The sequence below is a fragment of the Blautia stercoris genome (genome assembly GCF_054657695.1).
Map to the genome: position 1 here is coordinate 1,924,766 of NZ_BAAHYF010000001.1, position 23,314 is coordinate 1,948,079.

Genomic DNA, 23,314 nt, shown 5'->3' on the forward strand with positions numbered 1-23,314 from the left:
GCAACAAATCGGAATTTATATATAAAGGAGAATATTGATGAAACTGTTTTTATGTTCGCACTTTTCAAGTGTAGGAAGTCTGATAAAGGAAGAAATTGAAAATAAAAAAATCGCATTTATTCCAACAGCTTCGCTGCGTGAAGGCTACACCGGTTATGTCGGCTCGGCTCGAAAATTATTCAAAAAGTTGGGAGCAATCGTAACTGAAATTGATATTTCAACGGAGGCTTATTCAACGATACAGTCTGTTTTTGAAGATGCGGATGTGATATATTTTACCGGCGGAAATTCTTTTTTCCTTATAGACCAGCTCCGTAAAACGGGAACGGATGAGCTGTTGAAGAAAGAATTGGCAAAGGGAAAACTGATGATTGGTGAATCGGCAGGTGCGATTATATGCGCTCCAAGCATCCACTATATCGAGCAAATGGATGAAAAGCCGGAGGACTACTCACAAGAAGATGATGCAGGGCTTGATTTGATTGATTTCTATGTTCTTCCGCATTATCTTACAGCACCATTTAAGAAAGTTACCGAGAAAATAATGACTGAGTTTTCGGATTTGAATCTATGCCCAATTAACAACCGTCAGGGAATTGTAATTGATGGTGAAGGTTCAAAGGTTATTTGCAAAGACTAATTTGAAAATTCGCGTTTGTGGAGCGAAGCAGAACAATGAAAGCCCCAGTGGGGCTTTTAAGCGACAGAACGGTCTTGCGTAGCAAGATGGAGGGGCTTTGCCCCGACAAGTTCCAGTTTGGAGAATTGAAAAAAACGGAATTTACCTATTAAGACATATAAACTCTTGACAATAAAGCTCCTATATAGTATGTTTTTAATAAACTACTATATAGGAGCTTTTGTATGGAAATGAATGGAGGATTTCTTGTCACCAAAATAAAACAGCTTGGAGACCGGATTTTCGAGAAGATTCTCAGTGAAAAGAATATTGATGCGTTTAATGGAGCCCAGGGACGTATTCTTTATGTGCTGTGGCAGGAGGATGGTATCTCAATCAGGTCACTCTCGACTAAATGCGGATTAGCGATAACATCTCTTACTACGATGCTGGAAAGAATGGAAAATCAAGGGCTGATAAGCCGTGTTCAGTCTAAAACGGACAAAAGGAAAACACTCCTGTTTCTGACTGAGAAAGCACATGCCTTAAAGGGCGAGTACGATTCTGTATCTGATGAGATGGGCAGTATTTACTACAAAGGTTTTTCAGAGGAAGAAATTACCCGGTTTGAGGAATGCCTCGACCGCATCAGAAAGAATCTTGAGGAGTGGCAGAAGTCATGAGTATTTGTATCAAAGATCAGATTCAGAACATGAATATCGTCATTGGCTGCACAGTGGGGTGTGCATATTGCTATGCCCGCAACAACGTGAAACGCTGGCATATGATTGATGACTTCGCTGACCCTGAATTCTTTCCGGGTAAGCTCAAGATGATGGAAAAGAAACGTCCGCAGAACTTTCTTCTTACTGGGATGAGCGATCTCTCCGGATGGAAGCCGGAATGGAGAGACGAGGTATTTGCAAAGATCCGTGAAAATCCACAGCATCAGTTCCTGTTCCTTACCAAGCGACCTGATTTGCTGGATTTTGATACCGATCTGGAAAACGCATGGTTTGGCATTACGGTGACGAGGAAAGCAGAACTGTGGCGTATCGACGCCCTTCGGAAAAACGTTAGAGCAAAACATTACCATGTTACCTTTGAGCCGTTATTCGACGATCCCGGCACAGTTGACCTTTCCGGAATCAATTGGATCGTTGTGGGCACCATGACCGGAGCTCAGAGCAGGAAGATTCATACGGAGCCGGAATGGGCATGGTCTCTGACGAACCAGGCACATAAGCTCGGCATTCCGGTGTTTATGAAGGAAGACCTTGTCCCTATCATAGGGGATGAAAATATGATTCAGGAAATGCCGAAAGAATTTAATAAAGTGTTAGAGGTACAGAAATCATGGAAGAAGTAATAAATGGAATCCTCATTCGTGAGGTGGAAACAAAGAATATCATGACTAAGTCTAGTCTGCCGGTAGGCGGTTACTCGGTCAATCCCTATGTGGGCTGTACACATGCCTGCAAGTATTGCTATGCTTCTTTTATGAAGCGCTTTACCGGGCACAAGGAGGAATGGGGCACTTTCCTTGATGTGAAGCATTGGCCGGAAATTAAAAATCCGAAGAAATATGCCAGACAGCGGGTGGTCATCGGTTCTGTGACAGATGGCTACAATCCACAGGAGGAGCAATTCGGGAATACCAGAAAACTTCTGGAGCAGCTGATCGGCAGTGACGCAGATATTCTGATCTGCACAAAGTCAGATCTTGTGGTACGGGATATTGATCTGCTGAAGAAGCTTGGACGTGTAACCGTTTCATGGTCGATCAACACACTAGATGAAAATTTCAAGAACGATATGGATTCTGCTTCGAGCATTGAGCACCGTATCGCTGCTATGAAGCAGGTATATGAGGCAGGTATCCGTACAGTCTGTTTCGTATCCCCGGTATTCCCCGGTATCACGGATTTTGAAGCAATCTTTGAGCGGGTAAAGGATCAGTGCGATCTGTTCTGGCTCGAAAATCTCAATCTTCGAGGCGGTTTCAAAAAGACAATTATGGATTATATCGCCGGAAAATATCCTGATCTTGTACCACTTTACGACGAGATCTATAACAAGCATAACCGCAGCTACTTTGAAGCACTTGAAGTAAAAGCTGAGAAAATGGCTAAGAAGTATGATTGTGCCTTTGTGGATAATGAAATGCCTTATGGCAGAGTCCCGCAGGGACATCCGGTAATCGTAGATTATTTCTATCATGAGGAAATCCGTGGGACAGAGAATACCGGAAAAAGAAATCGCTAAATTTCAGTTTGGACTTTTCTTATAGAGCCTTTCCCTGAAGGAGAGGCTCTATAATTTTTATCTGAAATCACTAAGGCTACTTTAACTGTCATCTTTTCTTAACCTAAAATCAATGTACATATTTTTTCTCTAAGTAAGTCGATTACAGTATCTATAAATTCTCCGGCAAATAAGATAAAGATCAGAACACCTCCCATACAAGCCAGAAAAGCTGCCTGTAGCCAGTCTTGATAACAGATTACTGTTCCAATGAACAACGCCATAATTCCCAATCCCAATATCTTTTTTGCGATTGCCACCATATGTACCAGCAGCTTCACTCCGGCACCTATGATCGAAATGATAAACCACAATGGAATCAATAACACTTTTCCTGCCACTTTTAAAATACCCATATCTGTCCTCCTATCTTGCCAGCCACGGCATATCATGATTTACTTCTGCCCGGTAATATCCACTTATCGTTGAAGGAGCATTGAACAATGCCGCAAGTAAATATTTCTTGATATTCTTGATTTTACTCGTATTTCCTTCCAGACAATGCAGCACATACTCCACATGGGAATAATCCAGCTTCATGAATTTTCCCCTTACCAAAGCTCCTGAATACCAGTTGCTTGCAATCAATACTTTCTCACTCTTACACATAACAGTCTCTACAATCAGATCCACAATTTCATCAATTTGATCTTTGTCATGAGGATGACTCACTAACAGAGACTCATAATCCAGATTTTCTTTGATCAAAGATTGATACGCCCGTAGCGTTTCCATCTCATCATCCTCGGATCCCATCACATCTGCAGATACGATATGATTCGATTTATTATTATTCTGATTAGTATTGTTAATATTAGTATTATTAGAGTTTGAATTGTAAACTTCTTGAAGTTTATTTTCAGGACTTCTTGAAGTTTGATTTTGGGACTTCTTGAAGTTTGAATTGTAAACTTCTTCTGTCCCTTCTTTCTCTACAGAAGTTTGATTTGTAAACTTCACCATCTTTGATTTCTCTTTTTTCTCTTCCTCACATTCCTCCTGAACAAATGATTTTACATAGATGATCGTAACCTTTCCAAAGCCCTGCCTGCGCTTTTCAATTAATCCTATCCCTTTTTCATCATCCAGCTCCTGAAGAGATTTCACTGCTTTATTTCTGCCACAATTCAATAATTCCATGATATCTTCAATGGAAAAATAGATATATGCCCGATTTTCTTCATCAAACCACTGATTCTTAATGGATAAAGACATTCTGTCCAACATCAAACCGTATAAGATTTTCGCATCACTGGAAAGATCCTTAAAGCAGTCATTGGTAAATAACGCTTTGGGTATTCTGTAAAAACTAAACTGGTCTGCTTCTGTTCCATAAAAATATTTAAAATTCATTTTTTTGTCCATGTATCTTCCTCCCTTCCTTTCTCTCATAGAAGTCCTTTTTTTAAACTTCTGCATCTATTCTTTCTTCGGGTTATCTTATTTTGACAACCCTCATTTCTGTTCTCTTTTCCATTGTTCCAACAATGCCTCAATCACCTTTTCCATATCCGTTTCCGAATAATCTTCCGGAAAATATTTTGTGAGCTTCTTTCCTGATAACACCACTTTTCGTTCCGGTGCTTTTACTGCTATGCAGCTATTGAAAATCGAGATCATAAATCCCTGGTTCACAGGTCCTTCTTCCAACTGTTTTCTCAAAGCTGTAATCTGCTTTGGTTTGATAAATCCTGTATCCCGGATATACTCATAAATCCATTTCTGCATTTCCTTATCAATATAGGAAATATCAACGGCAATGGTAAAATTTAATTTTTTTGTATCTACCATATCTAATAATTCTGGAATCAATTCTGTAAGGCGAATGTAGCGTTGAATCTGTGCGCTACTTATTCCTAATTGTTCACCTAATACCTCTCGCGATTTTTTGCCTAACTTGTGTTCATTTTGATCACAAGTTAAATCTACCCTTACCCCCTGTCTCTTCATTGCCTCCAATTTCATTCTATAAGCAAATGCTTTTTCACTCGGGAGTAACTCTTCTCGTTGGATATTGGCATCTACCATAGCAATCACCGCATCATCATCGGATAATTCTCTCACAATTGCAGGAATTGTTGCCAAGCCAGCTATAACTGCCGCGTGCATTCTTCGATGACCTGAGATCATCTCATATCCATTTTCTCCATCAGACCGTAGCAAAACTGGTGTCAATACCCCGTTGACCTTTACACTCTCTACCAGATCAGCCATCTTTTCATCATCCAATACTTTAAAAGGATGGTCTTTAAACGCGTGGATTCTGTTAATTTCTATTTCCATTGCAGATTCTTCATTGACTACTCCTAGTAATTCATCAATGCTTGTCAATTTAATTTTTTCTCCGCTTCTATTTCTCATTTTCCAATACCTCCTGCGTTAAATTTTCATATGCCATAGACACTTTTCCATTAGGACAATGGGAATAAATACTTTTCCCTTCCGCACTTGCTTCAGCTACCTTGACTGACAAAGGAATGACATTTTCAAAAATAGCAATCTTAGAACCATAAGTTTCTTTCACTCTGGAAGCAATATCTTTGGCGTAATTAGTACGAAAATCCACCATTGTTAAAAGAATCCCCTGGATCGTCAGTTTCCGGTTCAATCTCTTCTTTACCATAGAAATAGTCCTGATCAACTGCTGAAGTCCTTTAACCGGCAGATATGCAGCTTGTACAGGTATCAGAACCGTATCAGAAGCTACTAAAGCATTGATGGTCATCATGCCTAAACTCGGCATACAATCAATTAAAATATAATCGTATCGTGATCGCATCGTATCAATATATTCCTTCATGATCAGCTCTCTGCTCATTACATTACTCATGGTTACTTCTAAAGCAGATAACTCAATATTGGCTGGTAGGAGATCGATCTGTTCCTTATGATGTAAAATTCCTTCTTCTTCTCCAATTTCTTCGTCATTGATAATATTCATCATAATAGTTGCAAGAGTAGTTCCAATATCATCCGGTTCTACATATCCAAGACTTGCAGTTAGGCTTCCCTGTGGATCCGCATCAATCAACAATACTTTCTTTCCCTGTCTTGCCAATCCCACTCCAAGATTTAAAGTCGTTGTACTTTTTGCGACTCCGCCTTTCTGGTTTGCTACTGATATAACTTTTCCCATTCTTCTTTCTCCCTTCTGATATTCTCTCGCAGATATTTTTCAAATGTACTTCGTTTAATTAAAACTTTTTTTCCAATCTTATAAACTGCTCCTGCCTTATGAGATAATCTTACAATTGGCTTATATCCAAGATTGTAATAATCCATAGCTTGTCTATAACTTATAAATTCATGTTGCATAAATTCTATATCTTCATCATCAATAAGATGAGAAAACATCCAAACTTTTCCATGCATCTCGAATCCCCTTTTCTTCAAACTAACGTTCCCTTATTTTTCATGAAATTGCTCAAGATACTCATCAAAGATTTCTCTGTTTATCAAAACAATTCCATCCATTCTGTAAATCGCTCCTGCATCATTTGCTAGTTCCATCAATTTTTTATGTGACAAACTATATACAATTTCAGCTTGTTGATAACGAAGAAATTTTCTTCTAAGTCTGCGTGCTTCTTCTTTTACCTCTGAACGCTTCTGCTGGTTATAATACATATTTTCTGTTTTCAAATCTGTTTCCCCTTTCACCTTTTATTCGACCACAACGAACATTGTTAATGAATAAAAAAAGGACACTCTCTGAAAGATTTTTCTTTCAAAAAGTGCCCTCAACAATTCATATTGTTGGAGTAGTATTACTGACAACTAATCACCATTCTTCATGATGATTCATGTTTGAATACAAATTTGTTGTCAAATTGTTGTCAAAAAGAATTTTTGTTGTCAAATTGTGAAGATTTCTTACTTTCTTAGTACAACTTCGCTCCTGCCGGAATCTTATCATCCAGAATCAGAACATTGAGTCCTTCTCTTCCCTCTACAAGATGTGTAGCAGAGATAATCATACCACATGAATCAATTCCCATCATCTTACGTGGTGGAAGGTTTGTGATTGCAAGTAATGTCTTTCCAACCAGTTCTTCCGGCTCATAATAATCGTGAATACCACTTAAAATCACGCGGTCTTCACCACTTCCGTCGTTTAATACGAACTTCAGAAGCTTCTTAGATTTCGGAACTGCCTCACATTCTTTTACCTTTACAGCTCGGAAATCTGACTTGCTGAATGTCTCGAAATCAACCATGTCTTTGAATAATGGTTCTACTTCTACGTTGGAGAAATCGTATGTTTCTTTCACTTCAGCAATCGCTTTTTCCACTGTTTTTTCAGCCGGAGCGGACTGTGCAGCGTTGTTTGCTTCATTCTTTGCAGCTCCCATGCTCTTCATTGTTGGGAATAATAATACGTCACGAATCGCTGCAGAGTCTGTCAGAATCATGCACATACGGTCAATACCAAATCCGATACCACCTGTCGGAGGCATACCGATTTCCAGCGCATTCATAAAGTCTTCATCTGTTGTGTTGGCTTCATCATCGCCCTGTGCCAGCAGTTCTTCCTGAGCTTTGAAACGTTCTCTCTGGTCAATCGGGTCGTTTAATTCAGAGTAAGCATTTGCCATTTCCCATCCATTCATGAAGAACTCGAAACGTTCTACATAATCTGGATTCTCTGGTTTTTTCTTTGTCAGCGGAGAGATTTCGATTGGATGATCCATAACGAATGTCGGCTGAATCAGATGTTCTTCTACAAATTCTTCAAAGAACAGGTTTAAGATATCACCTTTTTTATGTCTTTCTTCGTATTCTACATGATGTGCGTCTGCTGCTGCTCTTGCTTCTTCCAGTGTATGAATTTCATTAAAGTCAACACCTGAATATTTCTTAACAGCATCTAACATGGTAATTCTCTCGAAAGGTTTTCCGAGATCCATTTCTACGCCGTTGTATACGATTTTTGTTGTTCCAAGTACTTCCTGTGCAACATAACGATACAGATTTTCTGTTAAATCCATCATTCCGTTGTAATCTGTATATGCCTGATATAACTCCATCAGTGTAAATTCCGGATTATGGCGGGTATCAACACCTTCGTTACGGAATACACGTCCGATTTCATATACTCGTTCCAGACCACCTACAATCAGTCTCTTTAAGTATAATTCAAGAGAAATACGCAGTTTGAAGTCTTCTCCAAGTGCATTAGAATGTGTGATAAATGGTCTTGCAGCAGCACCACCGGCATTTGCTACAAGCATAGGTGTTTCTACTTCCATAAATCCCTGTCCATCTAAGTATCTGCGGATTGTGCTGATGATTTTAGAACGTTTTACAAAAGTATCTTTTACTTCCGGATTCATAATTAAATCCACATATCTCTGACGGTAACGCAGGTCTGTGTTAGTCAGTCCGTGGAATTTCTCCGGAAGTACCTGAAGACTCTTGGAAAGCAGTGTGACTGCAGTGGCATGAATTGAAATTTCTCCGGTTTTTGTTTTGAAAACTTCACCTTTAATTCCAACGATATCACCGATATCCATCTTTTTAAAATCTTTATAAGATTCTTCACCAATGTTGTCTCTTGCAACATAAGACTGGATATTTCCTTTTAAATCCTGAATATTGCAAAAAGAAGCTTTACCCATAACACGTTTGGACATAATACGTCCTGCTACGGATACAGATTTTCCTTCTAATTCATCAAATGCATCTTTAATTTCCTGACTATGATGAGTTGCATCATATTTTACAATCTGAAACGGGTCTTTCCCGTTTTCCTGCAATTCTGCTAATTTTTCGCGACGAACCTTTAACAGCTTGTTCAGGTCCTGTTCCTGTGCGTTCTTATTCTGTTCTGCCACTTCTTCACACTCTCCTTAATCTTTAGATATTTCTTTCAATCTCCAGAACTTTGTACTCGATAATTCCGGATGGCATTTCAACTTGTACGGTATCACCTTTTTTTGCTCCGATTAATGCTTTTCCTACCGGCGCTTCGTTGGAAATTTTTCCTTCAAGGCTATTTGCTTCAGTAGAACCTACGATTTTGAATTCGATTTCTTCATCAAATTCCACATCATAAACTTTTACCTTACATCCAACGCTGATAGTGTCTAAGTCAACTTCATCTTCTACTACAACTTCTGCATTTTTTAAGATTTTTTCGATTTCTTCGATACGTGCTTCAATATCACGCTGTTCATCTTTTGCTGCATCATATTCCGCGTTCTCGGATAAGTCACCCTGCTCTCTGGCTTCTTTAATTTTTCCAGCGATTTCTTTTCTTTTATTTACCTTTAAATCATGCAGTTCTTCTTCCAGTTTTTTAAGACCTGCATAGGTCAGTATGTTTTTCTTTGCTTCCATGATAAAACATCCTTTCTCAGTTATTTTTGATTTTATAATGAATTTAAAATTTTGTCATAATCTTCTCAACAGTCCCAATATTATAAATGAAATGAGTAAAAATGTCAAGATTCCAATCTGTCTTTAACCAGCCGCTCTAACTGCTCATACGTCTCTACTTCATTGACTTCTCTTCTTACTGCCGCCGAATGAGGCATACCAGCTGTATACCATGCAACGTGTTTTCGCATTTCACGCATACCGGTATATTCTCCTTTATATTCAATCTGAAGTCTGGCATGTCTTAAAATCATTTCTCTTACTTCTTCTGCACTCGGCTGTGGCGGTATCTCTCCGGTTTCAAGATAGGTCTGAATTCTTGAAAAAATCCAGGGATTTCCTCTTGAAGCCCGTCCAATCATAATCCCATCGCATCCGGTCTGTTCAACTAATGCCTTTGCACGTTCCGGTGAATCGACATCTCCATTTCCAATGACCGGAATAGAAACTGCCTCTTTTACCTGTCGGATAATTTCCCAGTCTGCTACTCCTGCATAATACTGTTCTCTGGTTCTTCCATGAACTGCAATTGCAGAAGCTCCTGCATCTTCCACAATCTTTGCAATCTCTACGGCATTGACACTTTTTTCTGTAAATCCTTTTCTTATCTTAACGGTCAATGGCTTTTTGATTGCTTTTGAAACCTTGCTTACAATCTCACCCACCAATTTTGGATTTTTCATCAGTGCTGAACCTTCCTGATTGTTTACTACTTTTGGCACCGGACATCCCATATTAATATCTAAAATATCAAATGGACGTTCTTCAATCTGTGCTGCGATTTCTGCCATCAAATCCGCATCTGAGCCGAATAACTGAAGCGACACCGGACGCTCTTCGGGTAAAATCCGCATCAGACTTTCTGTATTTTTATTTTTAAAATGAATGGCTTTTGCACTTACCATTTCTGTGCATAAAAGTCCCGCTCCCTGTTCTTTGCAAAGCAAACGAAATGGCAGGTCTGTTACTCCTGCCATAGGTGCGAGTATTAAATTATTTTCAAGTGTTACATTTCCAATACTCAGCTTCACTGTTAACCTCTGTTTTTCAAAATATTATATGCCATTGCCCTTTAAACCATTCTATCTTGCCCCAATAAATTGGACTCACTATTCCTCGTCCAGAGAAACATCTTCTCCAAGAAAGAATACACGATAGTAAAGTTCCAATGCTTCTAATAATTCCTGTTTTTCTTTTCGGATCTGTTTAATCCGAAGCGCACTTCCGATTTCATCAAACATGGCATCGGCTTCCAGTGCTTCTACACGAAACTGCAGCTCTCCCTCTTCATCAAATTCAAGAGTCAGCACACCTCCGATTTCTGTGGTATACATGACACACATAATATGCAGTTCATCCTGAACGGATTGTGGAAGTGCCTTAAAATCTTCATTAAAATAATATTTCTGTTCATAAGCACTTGCCCCGCACAGCACAATTTTATCTTTATACATACTCTTTGTTGCTTTCCTTTCCTGACTCATTCCCTGATTCCAATTTATTTTCCAACTTACAATTCATTACACATATCCATACAAACCACGGACGGAAACTTCTCCTGAAAAGATTTCCACACAGTTTCCATCTTTTTTCTCAACCAGAAGTTCTCCTTTATCATTAATTCCACGACTGATTCCCGTGTATTCTCCATCTTTTTCTTTAATCAGAACTTCTTTTCCGCGGTTCACCAGATGATTGTTGTATTCTTCTATTAAAAATCCAAGATTATGAGTCTGTTCAAATTTTTCATAATACTGTTCAAAATAAAATAAAAGCGCAGCCGCTATTTCATCTCTGTTGATTTCGTGTCCGCACTCTATCTTTAATGACGTTGCTTTATACGCAAGCTCTTCCGGAAAGGATTCCATATTTAAGTTGATTCCAATCCCAACTACCACATAAGAAATTTTTCCCTCAGACATTCCCATTTCTGTCAAAATTCCGGTTGTCTTTTTCTTATTAATTACCACATCATTTGGCCATTTAATCTCGGCTGTAAGACCGGTAATTTTCTCAATTGCCATGCACGCTGCCATTCCCATAACTAAAGTCAGCATCGGTGCATGTTCTGCTTCAAAATCAGGGCGCAGTAAAAGAGACAGTGCAAGACTGCTTCCCTTTGGCGTCTCCCATCTTCTTCCGATTCTGCCTTTTCCCTGTGTCTGGCTGTCTGCTATATAAACAGCGCCAGAGGGAGCGCCATTTTTTGCGTCCCTCTTCGCCCATTCATTTGTGGAATCCATTTCTTCTGTCCAGTTCCATGGAATCCCCATCCATTTTGCTTTTAATTCCATTTTTTATGCTCCTAAAGTAGCTGCCATCACTGCTTTAATTGTATGCATACGGTTTTCTGCTTCATCAAAGACAACAGACTGTTCAGATTCAAATACCTCATCTGTTACTTCCATATCTTTGATGCCAAAGCGTTCTCCCATCTCTTTACCGATCGTTGTTTCCAGATCATGGAATGCCGGCAGGCAGTGAAGGAAAATTGCCTGACTTCCTGCATTTTCCATTACTTCTTTTGTCACTTTATATGGAGATAATTCTTTAATACGCTCTTCCCATACTTCGTCCGGCTCTCCCATAGATACCCATACGTCTGTATAAATAACATCCGCACCTTTTGTTCCTTCTTTTACATCTTCTGTCAGAGTAATGGTCGCACCGGATTCTTTTGCAAATGCTTCACATTCTTTTACCAGTGCCTCGTTCGGGAAGTATTTTTTCGGTGCACATGCAACAAAGTTCATGCCCATTTTTGCACACAGAATCATCAGAGAATTTCCCATGTTATAACGGGCATCACCCATGTATACTAATTTCACACCTTCTACTCTTCCAAGGTGTTCGCGAATTGTTAACAAGTCTGCTAACATCTGAGTTGGATGATATTCATTTGTGAGACCATTCCATACCGGTACGCCTGCATATTTTGCAAGTTCTTCCACGATTTCCTGACCAAATCCACGATATTCGATTCCATCATAAATTCTTCCAAGTACTCTTGCGGTGTCACGAATGCTTTCTTTCTTTCCAATCTGGGAACCTTTCGGATCCAGGTAAGTAGTTCCCATTCCCAGGTCATGTGCTGCCACTTCAAAAGAACAACGTGTTCTTGTACTTGTTTTTTCAAAAATCAGAGCAACGTTTTTTCCTTTTAAGGTATCGACTGCAACACCCTGTTTTTTCTTTTCTTTATAATCTGCTGCTAAATTAATAAAATATTCAATTTCCTCTTTTGTGAAATCTTTTAAAGTTAAAAAATTACGTCCTTTTAAATCCATGTTCTTATCCTCCGATTTCTTTATTTCTCATCCTTTTTATTCATCTGTGCTGGATATCTCTTCTGGAATTTCTTTTGCAACAATCCATACAAATGCAGGCAATTCACGGCCTGAAAGCCCATGCAGTTTTTCCTGTATCTTTTCTCGCAGTTCATCTACCGTATATACTTTATACTTACTGATTCTGCATAATTTCGCAGTTGCCTCAAGAACCGCAAGATAGAGTTCTTTATAGGTCCAATCCTTTGAAAGTTTCAGTTCCTCTGCTATAACCGGCAGTACAACCTCTGTCATATTTCGGCAATACCGGCTTTCAGCCTGCGACAGTTTATATGCCGTCATGATGTGCCGATAATTCTCTGCATTAAGCTTTACTAGCTGATTTAAATAATAACACTCTTCTTCCGATTCATCAATATAATAAATTTTTCCTTTCAATCCATAAATCATACGCAGAGTATCATAATATCCAAGTTTTAAATGTGTTCTGGTTTTTCTTGAGTCAAATTCAATAATACTTCCAAGGCTGACTTTTGGTGCTACCGTATAAATATTTGTATCTTCCGGTACCTTTACTTTCTTTTCTCTTCCTACACCAAAAATCCGTATCATGATAATATCTTTATAACCACGTTCCACAAGGGAGCCAAGCGGTACATTATTAATTGCCCCTCCGTCAATATAAGTTTTTCCATGTAATTTTTCATTTTTAAATAATGGAAAAATATAGGCACTTGCAAGCAAAAAATCTTTTATCATCGATGGATCTTCACACTCTTTCATATCAATATCCAGTTCTTTCCATTCATCCACATCAAATGTGAGTACATATAAGTCAATCGGAGAGTTTAAAATTTTTTCCTCGTCAATACATTCTGCAATTAATTCCCGAAGCGGAGTCACATCAATTCCGCCTTCTTTCATCAGATTAAAAGCATCCTTCAACATCGTTATATCCGCTTTCTTTTCGCGAAACAGTTTCTGCATTTGTTCATCTTTAACTGACATGATTTTTGAATATGTGATATTTTCCCAGACTTTCTTTGCATTTTCATAGTCATCCATACAGATAAGTGCACCATTTAATGCACCTACACTGGTTCCGGCTACACCTTTTATCTTCACACCGGCTTCTTTTAAAGCTCTCCACGCACCAATCTGGTATGCCCCCTTTGCGCCTCCACCTTCTAATACAAGACCGTATTCTTTCTCTAAATCGATTACTGGTTTCATATTACAAATCACCTGCCCTTTGTTAGTCGAAAATGTCAAGTGGATATTCGCAATCCGCTTCGCTACTTGCTCATAACCAAATAGCTGCTACGCAGTTTATCAGAAGGGGCTTGCCCCCTCCTGATACAAGCAAGTCCCCACCCCTGCTTATTGCTTTTCGCAATTGAAGCAGGGAACTTACTTGATTTGGTTAAATAAATCTAAAAGATTCAAGTACGCCTGCACGCACTTGAATCTTTCTATTTTTGATTTTACTCAAACACTATTTAAGTTGAATTTTATTTTTCCTGCTTTTTGTCATCTGTTACAATTTCTTTTAAAGAAGCTGCAAGTCCTGCAATGCCCTGAATCTCAGATGGAATAATAATCTTCGTTGCCTTTCCGTCTGCTGCTTTTCCAAACGCTTCGAGACTCTTTAAGGTTAATACACTTTCATCTGCTCCTGCCTCTTTGATAAAGCGGATACCATCGGCAGTTGCCTGCTGTACTTTTAAAATTGCCTCTGCTTTACCTTCTGCTTCTTTTATCATTTTTTCTTTTTCTGCTTCTGCACGTAAGATTGCAGCCTGTTTTTCTGCTTCTGCATCCAATATTGCAGATGCTTTTTTACCTTCTGCTACCAGAATCGTAGATTTTTTCTGTCCTTCTGCAATCAGAATTGCTTCACGACGTTCACGTTCCGCTTTCATCTGTTTCTCCATTGCTTCCTGAATTGCAGACGGCGGAATAATGTTTTTTAATTCCACACGGTTTACTTTAATTCCCCACGGGTCGGTTGCCACATCAAGAGATGCTCTCATCTTGGTATTAATAATTTCTCTTGAAGTCAGCGTTGCATCCAGTTCCATATCACCGATAATATTACGAAGCGTTGTAGCCGTCAGGTTTTCAATCGCCATAATCGGATTTTCCACTCCATAAGCAAACAGTCTCGGGTCTGTAATCTGGAAAAACACAACCGTATCAATCCGCATTGTAACATTATCCTTTGTGATAACCGGCTGTGGTGCAAAATCCACTACCTGTTCTTTTAAATTCACTCTCTTTGCAATCCGGTCAAAAAATGGCAGTTTAAAATGAAGACCGGTGGACCAGGTTTCTTTATACATTCCCAGTCGTTCAATAATCATTGCATGCGCCTGCGGAACAATTCTTACACAGGATGCTGCAACCATAAGTGCCAGTAAAATAATGACTGCTAATAAAATAATCGGCATATTATTTTTCCTCCTCAACTACGGCTTTTACGCCTTCTACAGTAATGACTTTTACTACAGTTCCTTCTTTTATAATCTTATCTTCTCTTGCTTTTGCAGACCATTCCATTCCACGGATGACAACCTGTCCTGTTCCTTTTAAGTTATCTATGGTTTGAATGACCACTGCTTTTTCCCCTTTCAGACTGTCCACATTGGTTTTCTGTACATTTTTGTTCATGTACTTCATTGCAATTGGTCTGGTAAACAGCAAAAGCAAAATTGATACTGCCAGAAATACCACAACCTGAAGCCAGACTGCACCGCCTAAAATCGCCACAAGAAATGCAATTAATGCTCCTCCTGCAAACCATATAGTCGTAAGCCCCAGCGTGATAATCTCAATGATTAGGAGAATCCCAAGCAGTATCAGCCAACCAAGAGAAATCATGCCTGCTGATAGTATTGCCATCTTCCTCACATTCCTTTCTTGTTTATTTTGCCTATTTCATAGAACAAAATTTTCTATGAAATAAAAAATCAGCCCTTTAGGATATTATATCGTAAAAGACTGATTCTAACAACTTGTATATTAGTTTTGTATTAATTCTTAACAAAGTTTAATAAAATGTCTGATTTCCAATAGTAAGTCCACTTCCACCACCCGCATGGAAGAAGAGACATTCACCAATTGTATTTGCTCCTGCAAAGACATCACGGGCTGCCGCATAGCAGTCTGCATTTGCTCCTCTTGAAAGTACACTTGCTAATTTTCCTGTCCAGACCGGCTCAAATTGCCCACTCTGATAAATTACTTCTGAAAGGGTATTTGGAAATTCACTGCTTCTGATTCGATTTAAAATAACTGCTCCAACTCCGATTTTTCCTTCATAAGATTCCCCACCTGCTTCACATTCAATAATTGCAGCCATCAAATCCAAATCTTGGTTTGAAGCAGAAGCATCTGTCTCTACTGCTGCCGTTTCCTGAATTTCTTCCTGAATTTCCTCTGTTTCCTGAATCTCTTCCTGTGTTACCGCCTCTGCCGTAACAACATCGCCTGTTCCATGCAGTGCTTCGTATAAATTCTTTGCATCGTCCTGATATAACAGTAAATCCTCACGAATATATCCCTCTACTTCTCCGGAACAAATCTCTACCCAGCCATTTTCCGTTCCGACTACGGTTGCAACCGCTCCCGATGGAAGCCGTCCAACGCAGCTACTATCTGCATCTGCACTTTCGCGAATATTAGCGTATGTAACTACATTCGCAGCCACCTTATCGTCCCAGTTATAAGATGCATCATCTAAAGTATCTGCCATGGCAGGCACTGCCCCCATTGTCATCATCAAACCAACCGTTCCTATACAACATAAAATATGGCGCATTCTTTCTTTCATAATTACCTCCTGAAATTTCTGCGTTTTATCAAGCCTTATGATTACTTTGCTTGAATTTGTTACAAATTTATTAATTTTTATTACAAAGTTATTGTATCAAGATTACTTTTCAATGTCAATACGGTGTTTTTTGTAATATTTTGTAAATTTTTACATTTTTCTAAGGTTCTCTTGTAAGAGGTACTGCATTTTGATATACTTTTATTATTTCCTAATTGAGGTAACTGATACATTTTATATAAAGGAGATTGTCGTTGATATGAGTACAAGAACAAAAGACGAGCTTGGAACTTTAAGCCTGCTCGGAAACAAAAAAACTGTTTATAAAGATGATTATGCACCAGAAGTGTTAGAAACCTTCCCAAACAAACATCCGGAAAATGATTATTTTGTAAAATTCAATTGTCCGGAATTTACCAGCTTATGCCCGATTACCGGTCAGCCGGATTTTGCTACGATTTACATTTCTTATGTTCCGGGAGAACGTATGGTAGAAAGTAAATCTTTGAAATTGTATTTATATAGTTTCCGAAATCATGGGGATTTTCACGAAGATTGTATGAATATTATTATGAAAGATTTGATTCGGCTCATGGACCCGAAATACATTGAAGTGTGGGGAAAGTTCACTCCACGTGGAGGAATTTCCATTGACCCTTACTGCAACTATGGAAAAGCCGGCACTTTATGGGAACAGGTTGCTTTCCAGAGATTGACACAGCATGATTTATATCCAGAAAAAATTGATAACCGGTAGACTTATCTACCGGTTCTTCTCTGCCTCGCAGTCTCATACATCAGGATTCCTGCTGCCATCGCCGCATTTAAGGATTCCACTTTTCCTTCCATCGGAATTTTAATCAGACAGTCCGCTGAATCTGATAATTCATCGCTTAGACCATTTCCCTCATTTCCAATGAAAAATGCAGTTCCCTCTGTATAGTCTTCCTCATGGTACCAGTTTTTTCCTTTTAAATGTGCTGCATAAGTCTGTATTTTATTTTCTTTTAAAACCGGAAGAATTTCAAGCAAATCTGCCTGCATCACAGGCATCCGGTAAATGGAACCCATTGTAGAACGGATTACTTTTGGATTATATAAATCCACGCAATTTTTACTCAAAATAATTCCTGTTACCCCTGCGCCTTCTGCTGTTCTAAGAATTGTTCCCATATTTCCGGGATCCTGCAAGTCTTCCAGAATCATAAGAAATGGGGCTTTTTCATCTTTTGTTTTTAAAATTTCTTTGATCGGAGTTTCCACCCTTTTAATCAAACACAAAATTCCCTGCGGAGTCACTGTATCTGACAGATTTTTAAATACTTTGTCATCTACCTCTTCTAATTTTCCATTCTTTTCTGTGCAGCCTTTTTCCAGAATTACACTCTGATTTTCTGCTTCTTTCAGAAAAGAAGAGGAAGCATACACTTTTTCAATTCTCTCCTGTGGTGCTTCCCGAAACATTTTCATTCCTTCAACGACAAAAAGACCAGATTCTTTACGGGCTTTCGCTTTTTTTATCAACTGCTGCACCAGCTTCATCTGTCCATTTGACATACTTGTTATCATTTTATTTTCTCCATAACTAAATTAAAAACGAGGCTGTGTATATCAGTGCAACAGCCTCATTTTATATTTTATACTTTTTATTAATTAGTCATTTTTGCTGTAGTTATGTGACAGAGAATAGCTGATTTCATACTGATATTCCGGAATGGATTTCTGCATTGCCAGAGCTTCATTGATATCAAAATCAACATATTCACCATTTTTATAACCGATTACTCGTTTTGTTTTTCCTTCAAGCAGAACGTCTACTGCTAATGCGCCCATTGTAGATGCATATACACGGTCTTTACAAGTCGGGCTTCCACCACGCTGCATGTGACCAAGAATGGTTGCTCTTGTTTCAATACCAGTTGCAGCTTCAATACGTTTTGCCATAGCCTGTGAATGGCCGATACCTTCTGCATTGATGATGATATGATGTTTTTTACCTTTTTTACGATTTTCAATAATGTTGTTGATAATCTTCTGTTCATCATAATCATATTTTTCCGGAAGCAGAATATCTTCTGCACCGTTAGCAATGCCACACCATAATGCGATATATCCGGCATTTCTTCCCATTACTTCGATAATACTTACACGCTCATGTGATGTTGATGTATCACGTACTTTATCAATTGCTTCCATTGCTGTATTAACAGCTGTATCAAAACCAATTGTGTACTCAGTACATGCAATATCCAGGTCAATTGTTCCAGGAACACCAACGGTGTTGATTCCTAAGTTTGCCAGTTTCTGTGCACCTGCAAAAGAACCGTCACCGCCAATGACTACAAGCCCGTCAATGCCGTGTTTTTTGCAAATTTCCGCACCTCTTTTCTGTCCTTCTTCTGTACGAAATTCTGCACAACGTGCTGTATAAAGGATTGTACCACCTTTCTGAATGGTATCAGATACATCAACAGCAGTCATATCAATGATTTCTTCATTTAATAAACCATTGTATCCTTTCAGGATACCTTTCATCTTGATTCCTTTACTTAATCCTCTTCTTACTACTGCACGAATTGCAGCATTCATTCCTGGAGCATCTCCACCGCTGGTTAAAACACCGATTGTCTTAATTTCTTTTTTTGCAGTCATTTTCTTCCTCCATAAAGTATTAATATATACGTTTCCTCTTTGACCTCTAATCGTACTTAATTTTAATGCATTTTTGTAATATTTTCAATACTCTTTTCTACAACTTTCACGTTGTCCATGCCGTATTTTTCGTACAACTTACCCAACAGTGTTTCGTTAATTTTCACGGATTTTTCAATTCCTAAATATTTAATCGATTTTGGAGTGCGTACATAAATAATAACTCGGTCTGTTCCGCGAGAACCTGACAGAAGTTTCAGGAACTCATTTTCCTCTGTAAGATAGTTCTCTTTTGTCTCAAACTGAACCCAGAGTTCTTTTGGTACATCGTCAAACGAATAAATTTTTTCACAAATTAATTTACTTGCCTTATCTGCATCACCCTGAACTTTTCCTCGGATAAATACTTTGGAATCTTCCTCCATCTTTTGAACATTTTTTTCATAATCATTCGGAAAAACAACGACTTCCACCGTTCCCACCAAATCTTCAATGGTAAGAAATGCCATCACTTTATTGTTTCTTGTATACTTTACAGTCTTATTTGTGATAATTCCGCCTATGACTGCTATTTCTCCATCTCCTGCTTTTGAAGTTCCCAATTCTTCGTCTATCTGAAAATCAACTGTCCGTGCTGTAATATTTTTTCTCCATCTCTCTTCATATTCTTCCAGAGGATGACCGCTTATATACACACCAAGCACTTCTTTTTCAAAGGAAAGCAGTTCTTCTTTGGAATATTCCTCAACTTTTGGCATCTGAATCTCATAAGCTTCTTTTTCTTCATCCGAAATCAAATCAAACAGACTCATCTGACCGGTCATTGCATTTTTCTTTTCCTGATTAACTGCATCCACAATTTCCGCATAGACCATCAGCTTTTGACGACGGTTTCCTGCAACCTGGTCAAGTGCTCCTGCTTTAATCAGATTTTCAATTGCTCTTTTATTCAGTTCTTTTCCACTCATCCGCTCAATAAAATCCCGAAGTGACTGATATTTTCCATTTTCTTTTCTTTCTTCCACAATCGCACGAATCATCGGTGCTCCGAGACTCTTGATTGCGGATAACCCATAGCGGATTGCTCCATGGTCTGCTGAAAATTCACTCTCTCCAAAATTAATATCCGGAGGCAGAATTTCAATCTGCATTTTTCTGCTTGATAAAATATACTCTGCAACTTTAGACGGATTATGAATCACGGAAGTCATAAGCGCAGCCATATATTCTACCGGATAATAATATTTTAAGAATGCAGTCTGGTAAGAAACCACTGCATAAGCCGCAGCATGTGACTTGTTAAACGCATACTTGGCAAAATCAATCATGTCATCGTAAATTTTATTTGCTGTTTTTTCACTGATTCCACGATGAATACACCCCGGAACTCCCTCTTCTTCGTTTCCGTAAACGAAATTCTGGCGTTCTTTTTCCATGACGGATGCTTTCTTCTTACTCATGGCACGACGCACCAAATCACTTCGCCCAAGGGTATATCCTCCAAGTGAACGTACGATTTGCATAACCTGTTCCTGATAAACGATACACCCGTATGTTGCCTTTAAAATCGGCTCTAATTCAGGGCAGTCATAGTGGATTTCATCCGGATTATTTTTTCCCTTAATATACTGTGGAATGAAATCCATCGGTCCCGGACGGTATAACGACAATCCCGCAATAATATCTTCAAGATTTCCAGGTTTTAACTCTTTCATGAAGTTTTTCATACCTGTGCTTTCTAACTGGAACACCCCTTCTGTTTTTCCTGCTCCAAGCATTCCATAGACTTTTTTATCTTCGTAGTCGATCTTGTCCATATCAAGCTCAATTCCTTTATCCCGCCGAACCAGTTTTTCTGCATTTTGAATCACTGTCAACGTACGAAGCCCAAGAAAATCCATTTTAAGCAAACCAAGTTCTTCGAGTGTTGTCATTGTAAACTGCGTAACCAGCGAACCATCTGAACCTCTTGATAATGGAACATATTCCATAACCGGTTTCTGGCTGATTACGACACCGGCTGCATGCATGGAGGTATGCCTCGGCAGTCCCTCCAGCCTCCGGCTCATGTCAATGAGTTTGCGAACCGTCTCATCCGTCTCATAAATTTTCTTTAATTCCGGATTTGCCTTCATTGCTTTATCAATCGTAATATTTAGTTCCTGCGGAATCATTTTCGCAATCGTATCACACTGCACATAAGGAACATCCATAACTCTTCCAACGTCTTTGATAACACCTCTTGCCGCCATCGTACCAAAAGTAACAATCTGAACTACCTGGTCTTTTCCATACTTTTCAACCACATAGTCAATGACTTCCTGGCGTCGTTCAAAACAGAAATCCACATCGATATCCGGCATGGACACTCGCTCCGGATTCAAAAAACGTTCAAACAGCAAATCATATTTAATCGGGTCAAGTTTCGTGATTCCAAGTGTATAAGAAACCAGACTTCCCGCTGCCGAGCCTCGCCCTGGTCCTACCATGATTCCTTGTTCCCGTGCATAACGGATGAAATCCCACACAATCAAAAAGTAATCTACATAACCCATGTCTTTGATGACACCAAGTTCATAATTCAGACGCTTTTTGAGTTCTTCCTTATTATCGGTATAACGCTTATCAAGCCCCTCAAAGCACAATTTGTTCAGATACTCCCATGCAGTATATCCATCCGGCACATCGAATTTTGGAAGTTTCGTCACACCAAATTCAATTTCCACATTGCATCGCTCTGCAATTTTTCCGGTATTCTCAATCGCTTCGGGTGCATAAGGGAACAATCGTCTCATCTCTTCTTCTGATTTGACATAATACTGTCCACCCTCATACCTCATACGGTTCTCATCTTTTAACGATTTTCCGGTCTGTACGCAAAGCAGAATATCATGCGCCTCAGCATCGGAACTGTAGGTATAATGAACGTCATTTGTTGCCACCAGTTCAATTCCGGTTTCACGACTCATTCGAATCAATTCATGATTGACCTGCCTCTGTTCCGGAATTCCATGATCCTGCAGCTCCAGAAAGAAATTTCCCTTTCCGAAAATTTTTTCGTATCTGAGTGCTGCTTCCTTTCCTTCTTCATAAAATCCTCTTGCAAGATTTCTTGCAACCTCTCCTGCAAGGCAGGCACTTAATGCAATAATTCCTTCATGATATTGTTCTAACAATTCCATATCCACACGCGGTTTATAATAAAATCCATCCACAAACCCGTAAGATACAATTTTAATCAGATTCTGATATCCCTCCTGCGTTTCCGCAAGCAGCACCAGATGATAATAACGGTCCTCTTCTTTTCCTTTTTCTTTGTCAAAGCGTGAACCAGGAGCAACATAAACCTCACATCCAAGGATTGGTTTAATGCCGGCAGCTTTTGCCGCCTTATAAAAATCAATGCAACCAAACATGACCCCATGGTCAGTTATGGCTGCACTTTTCATTCCCAGTTCTTTTACTCTGGACACATATTCATTTATCTTGTTGGAACCGTCTAACAGGCTGTACTCTGTATGTACATGCAAATGAGTAAAATTCACTGTCATTCTCCTTTTTCCAACTATGTGCTCTTGAAATCTTTTTGTACTTGATTTCGAGAGTACATCAACTAACTACTCGTTTTTATTCTTTCTCTTTACTGATTTTTCTAAGAAGCACATTGTACCACTTACTTTGTTCGTCTCCTCTTGCATCACTTGTTTTCCATATATCAATGATTTCAATATTATCAAAAGAATCTAAAAGGTCATCCAGGGAATCTCTGTCATAATCACAGTAATAACGCCCGCTGTACATTCCCTTTCTTTCGCCCTTACGCACTGAAAAATAAAGAATTCCATCATCTTTCAGGGCATCCAGAATTTTCCCCAGCACTTCATGAATCTTATTTGGCGCAAAGTGTCCCAGCACGGAACATGCCCAGATTCCATGGAATACATCATCAAATTCCATATCCTCTACACGAAGATGCAGAACATCCCTTCCTGTATGAATTTCGGCGAGTTCACACATTCTCTTTGAACCATCCATGGCCGTAACACTGAAACCTTCTTCCTCGAGAAACAAGGTGTCTCTTCCCGACCCGCAGCCTAAATCAAGCACTTCCCCGTTTTCCGGCAGCAATTCCATAAAACTTTGTAACTGCTCCTCCATGCTTAAATTAACAGTTTCTTCATAATAAGGTACCGCGTATCGGTCATAATAATCAATCGAGTCCACTTATTTTCCTCCTTCTTG

25 protein-coding genes are annotated in these 23,314 nt (G+C 39.1%); 5 read left to right on the forward strand and 20 right to left on the reverse strand.

Annotated elements, in window-relative coordinates:
• Positions 1 to 37 precede the first annotated feature (37 nt).
• The 4 genes from ACYQ2D_RS09240 (at position 38) to ACYQ2D_RS09255 (ending at position 2,884) form a co-directional block, all read left to right on the forward strand.
• Complete coding sequence (locus ACYQ2D_RS09240; RefSeq protein WP_459785234.1) at positions 38 to 640, forward strand: Type 1 glutamine amidotransferase-like domain-containing protein; 603 nt, start codon at positions 38 to 40, stop codon at positions 638 to 640.
• Positions 641 to 864: 224 nt separating this feature from the next.
• Complete coding sequence (locus ACYQ2D_RS09245; RefSeq protein ID WP_015567822.1) at positions 865 to 1,302, forward strand: radical SAM mobile pair system MarR family transcriptional regulator; 438 nt, start codon at positions 865 to 867, stop codon at positions 1,300 to 1,302.
• The gene (locus ACYQ2D_RS09250) at positions 1,299 to 1,988 is read left to right on the forward strand and encodes a radical SAM mobile pair protein A (protein WP_204454661.1); all 690 of its coding nucleotides are present in this window, start codon (positions 1,299 to 1,301) and stop codon (positions 1,986 to 1,988) included. Before ACYQ2D_RS09245 ends, ACYQ2D_RS09250 begins: the two co-directional genes overlap by 4 nt.
• Positions 1,976 to 2,884: a radical SAM mobile pair protein B gene (locus tag ACYQ2D_RS09255; protein WP_204454663.1), complete on the forward strand. Its 909-nt coding sequence runs from the start codon at positions 1,976 to 1,978 to the stop codon at positions 2,882 to 2,884. Before ACYQ2D_RS09250 ends, ACYQ2D_RS09255 begins: the two co-directional genes overlap by 13 nt.
• A gap of 98 nt (positions 2,885 to 2,982) precedes the next feature.
• Here the strand turns inward: ACYQ2D_RS09255 and ACYQ2D_RS09260 are convergent, their stop codons facing one another.
• From ACYQ2D_RS09260 to ACYQ2D_RS09335, 16 genes are all read right to left on the reverse strand, one after another.
• Positions 2,983 to 3,279, reverse strand: a complete 297-nt coding sequence (locus ACYQ2D_RS09260) for a hypothetical protein (RefSeq protein ID WP_009246955.1) — start codon at positions 3,277 to 3,279, stop codon at positions 2,983 to 2,985.
• A 10-nt stretch (positions 3,280 to 3,289) separates the two neighbouring features.
• The gene (locus tag ACYQ2D_RS09265) at positions 3,290 to 4,288 is read right to left on the reverse strand and encodes a DUF6017 domain-containing protein (RefSeq protein WP_008977295.1); all 999 of its coding nucleotides are present in this window, start codon (positions 4,286 to 4,288) and stop codon (positions 3,290 to 3,292) included.
• A gap of 90 nt (positions 4,289 to 4,378) precedes the next feature.
• Positions 4,379 to 5,284, reverse strand: a complete 906-nt coding sequence (locus ACYQ2D_RS09270) for a ParB/RepB/Spo0J family partition protein (protein WP_204454665.1) — start codon at positions 5,282 to 5,284, stop codon at positions 4,379 to 4,381.
• On the reverse strand, positions 5,274 to 6,059 hold the full coding sequence (locus tag ACYQ2D_RS09275) for a ParA family protein (RefSeq protein ID WP_204454666.1): 786 nt from the start codon (positions 6,057 to 6,059) through the stop codon (positions 5,274 to 5,276). The genes ACYQ2D_RS09270 and ACYQ2D_RS09275 overlap by 11 nt, the downstream gene beginning before the upstream one ends.
• Positions 6,038 to 6,295, reverse strand: a complete 258-nt coding sequence (locus ACYQ2D_RS09280) for a DUF6462 family protein (protein WP_118700171.1) — start codon at positions 6,293 to 6,295, stop codon at positions 6,038 to 6,040. Before ACYQ2D_RS09280 ends, ACYQ2D_RS09275 begins: the two co-directional genes overlap by 22 nt.
• A gap of 33 nt (positions 6,296 to 6,328) precedes the next feature.
• Entirely contained in the window at positions 6,329 to 6,565 is a 237-nt protein-coding gene (locus ACYQ2D_RS09285) for a DUF6462 family protein (RefSeq protein WP_008976884.1), read from the reverse strand.
• 239 nt (positions 6,566 to 6,804) lie between these two features.
• The gene (gene lysS / locus ACYQ2D_RS09290; RefSeq protein WP_459785235.1) at positions 6,805 to 8,757 is read right to left on the reverse strand and encodes a lysine--tRNA ligase; all 1,953 of its coding nucleotides are present in this window, start codon (positions 8,755 to 8,757) and stop codon (positions 6,805 to 6,807) included.
• 22 nt (positions 8,758 to 8,779) lie between these two features.
• Positions 8,780 to 9,262, reverse strand: a complete 483-nt coding sequence (gene greA / locus ACYQ2D_RS09295; RefSeq protein WP_022303866.1) for a transcription elongation factor GreA — start codon at positions 9,260 to 9,262, stop codon at positions 8,780 to 8,782.
• Positions 9,263 to 9,366: 104 nt separating this feature from the next.
• A complete protein-coding gene (gene dusB, locus ACYQ2D_RS09300) occupies positions 9,367 to 10,332 on the reverse strand; it encodes a tRNA dihydrouridine synthase DusB (RefSeq protein WP_444139728.1) in 966 nt (321 codons plus the stop codon).
• Positions 10,333 to 10,410: 78 nt separating this feature from the next.
• A complete protein-coding gene (locus ACYQ2D_RS09305) occupies positions 10,411 to 10,755 on the reverse strand; it encodes a DUF6145 family protein (RefSeq protein WP_117457153.1) in 345 nt (114 codons plus the stop codon).
• Positions 10,756 to 10,821: 66 nt separating this feature from the next.
• Complete coding sequence (locus tag ACYQ2D_RS09310) at positions 10,822 to 11,595, reverse strand: biotin--[acetyl-CoA-carboxylase] ligase (protein ID WP_372554652.1); 774 nt, start codon at positions 11,593 to 11,595, stop codon at positions 10,822 to 10,824.
• A gap of 3 nt (positions 11,596 to 11,598) precedes the next feature.
• A complete protein-coding gene (argF, locus tag ACYQ2D_RS09315) occupies positions 11,599 to 12,588 on the reverse strand; it encodes an ornithine carbamoyltransferase (RefSeq protein WP_022303870.1) in 990 nt (329 codons plus the stop codon).
• A 36-nt stretch (positions 12,589 to 12,624) separates the two neighbouring features.
• Positions 12,625 to 13,821, reverse strand: a complete 1,197-nt coding sequence (locus ACYQ2D_RS09320) for a patatin-like phospholipase family protein (RefSeq protein ID WP_118701198.1) — start codon at positions 13,819 to 13,821, stop codon at positions 12,625 to 12,627.
• Positions 13,822 to 14,099: 278 nt separating this feature from the next.
• A complete protein-coding gene (locus tag ACYQ2D_RS09325; protein ID WP_022303325.1) occupies positions 14,100 to 15,038 on the reverse strand; it encodes an SPFH domain-containing protein in 939 nt (312 codons plus the stop codon).
• A gap of 1 nt (position 15,039) precedes the next feature.
• Complete coding sequence (locus ACYQ2D_RS09330; protein WP_243182737.1) at positions 15,040 to 15,489, reverse strand: NfeD family protein; 450 nt, start codon at positions 15,487 to 15,489, stop codon at positions 15,040 to 15,042.
• Between the two features lie 148 nt (positions 15,490 to 15,637).
• On the reverse strand, positions 15,638 to 16,420 hold the full coding sequence (locus tag ACYQ2D_RS09335; RefSeq protein WP_117457111.1) for a cell wall hydrolase: 783 nt from the start codon (positions 16,418 to 16,420) through the stop codon (positions 15,638 to 15,640).
• 259 nt (positions 16,421 to 16,679) lie between these two features.
• Here ACYQ2D_RS09335 and queF point away from each other — a divergent pair, with 259 nt between their 5' ends.
• Positions 16,680 to 17,177, forward strand: a complete 498-nt coding sequence (queF, locus tag ACYQ2D_RS09340) for a preQ(1) synthase (RefSeq protein ID WP_022303328.1) — start codon at positions 16,680 to 16,682, stop codon at positions 17,175 to 17,177.
• Positions 17,178 to 17,179: 2 nt separating this feature from the next.
• Here the strand turns inward: queF and ACYQ2D_RS09345 are convergent, their stop codons facing one another.
• The 4 genes from ACYQ2D_RS09345 to ACYQ2D_RS09360 all read right to left on the reverse strand — a co-directional run bounded on the left by ACYQ2D_RS09345 (position 17,180) and on the right by ACYQ2D_RS09360 (position 23,296).
• Positions 17,180 to 17,989 carry a TrmH family RNA methyltransferase gene (locus ACYQ2D_RS09345; protein WP_022303329.1) on the reverse strand — a complete coding sequence of 270 codons (810 nt, stop codon included), beginning with the start codon at positions 17,987 to 17,989 and terminating at the stop codon, positions 17,180 to 17,182.
• Between the two features lie 84 nt (positions 17,990 to 18,073).
• Positions 18,074 to 19,072: a 6-phosphofructokinase gene (gene pfkA, locus ACYQ2D_RS09350; RefSeq protein WP_022303330.1), complete on the reverse strand. Its 999-nt coding sequence runs from the start codon at positions 19,070 to 19,072 to the stop codon at positions 18,074 to 18,076.
• 62 nt (positions 19,073 to 19,134) lie between these two features.
• Positions 19,135 to 22,617: a DNA polymerase III subunit alpha gene (locus ACYQ2D_RS09355; RefSeq protein WP_117457110.1), complete on the reverse strand. Its 3,483-nt coding sequence runs from the start codon at positions 22,615 to 22,617 to the stop codon at positions 19,135 to 19,137.
• An 82-nt stretch (positions 22,618 to 22,699) separates the two neighbouring features.
• Positions 22,700 to 23,296: a class I SAM-dependent methyltransferase gene (locus ACYQ2D_RS09360; protein ID WP_022303332.1), complete on the reverse strand. Its 597-nt coding sequence runs from the start codon at positions 23,294 to 23,296 to the stop codon at positions 22,700 to 22,702.
• Between the last annotated feature and the right edge of the window lie 18 nt (positions 23,297 to 23,314).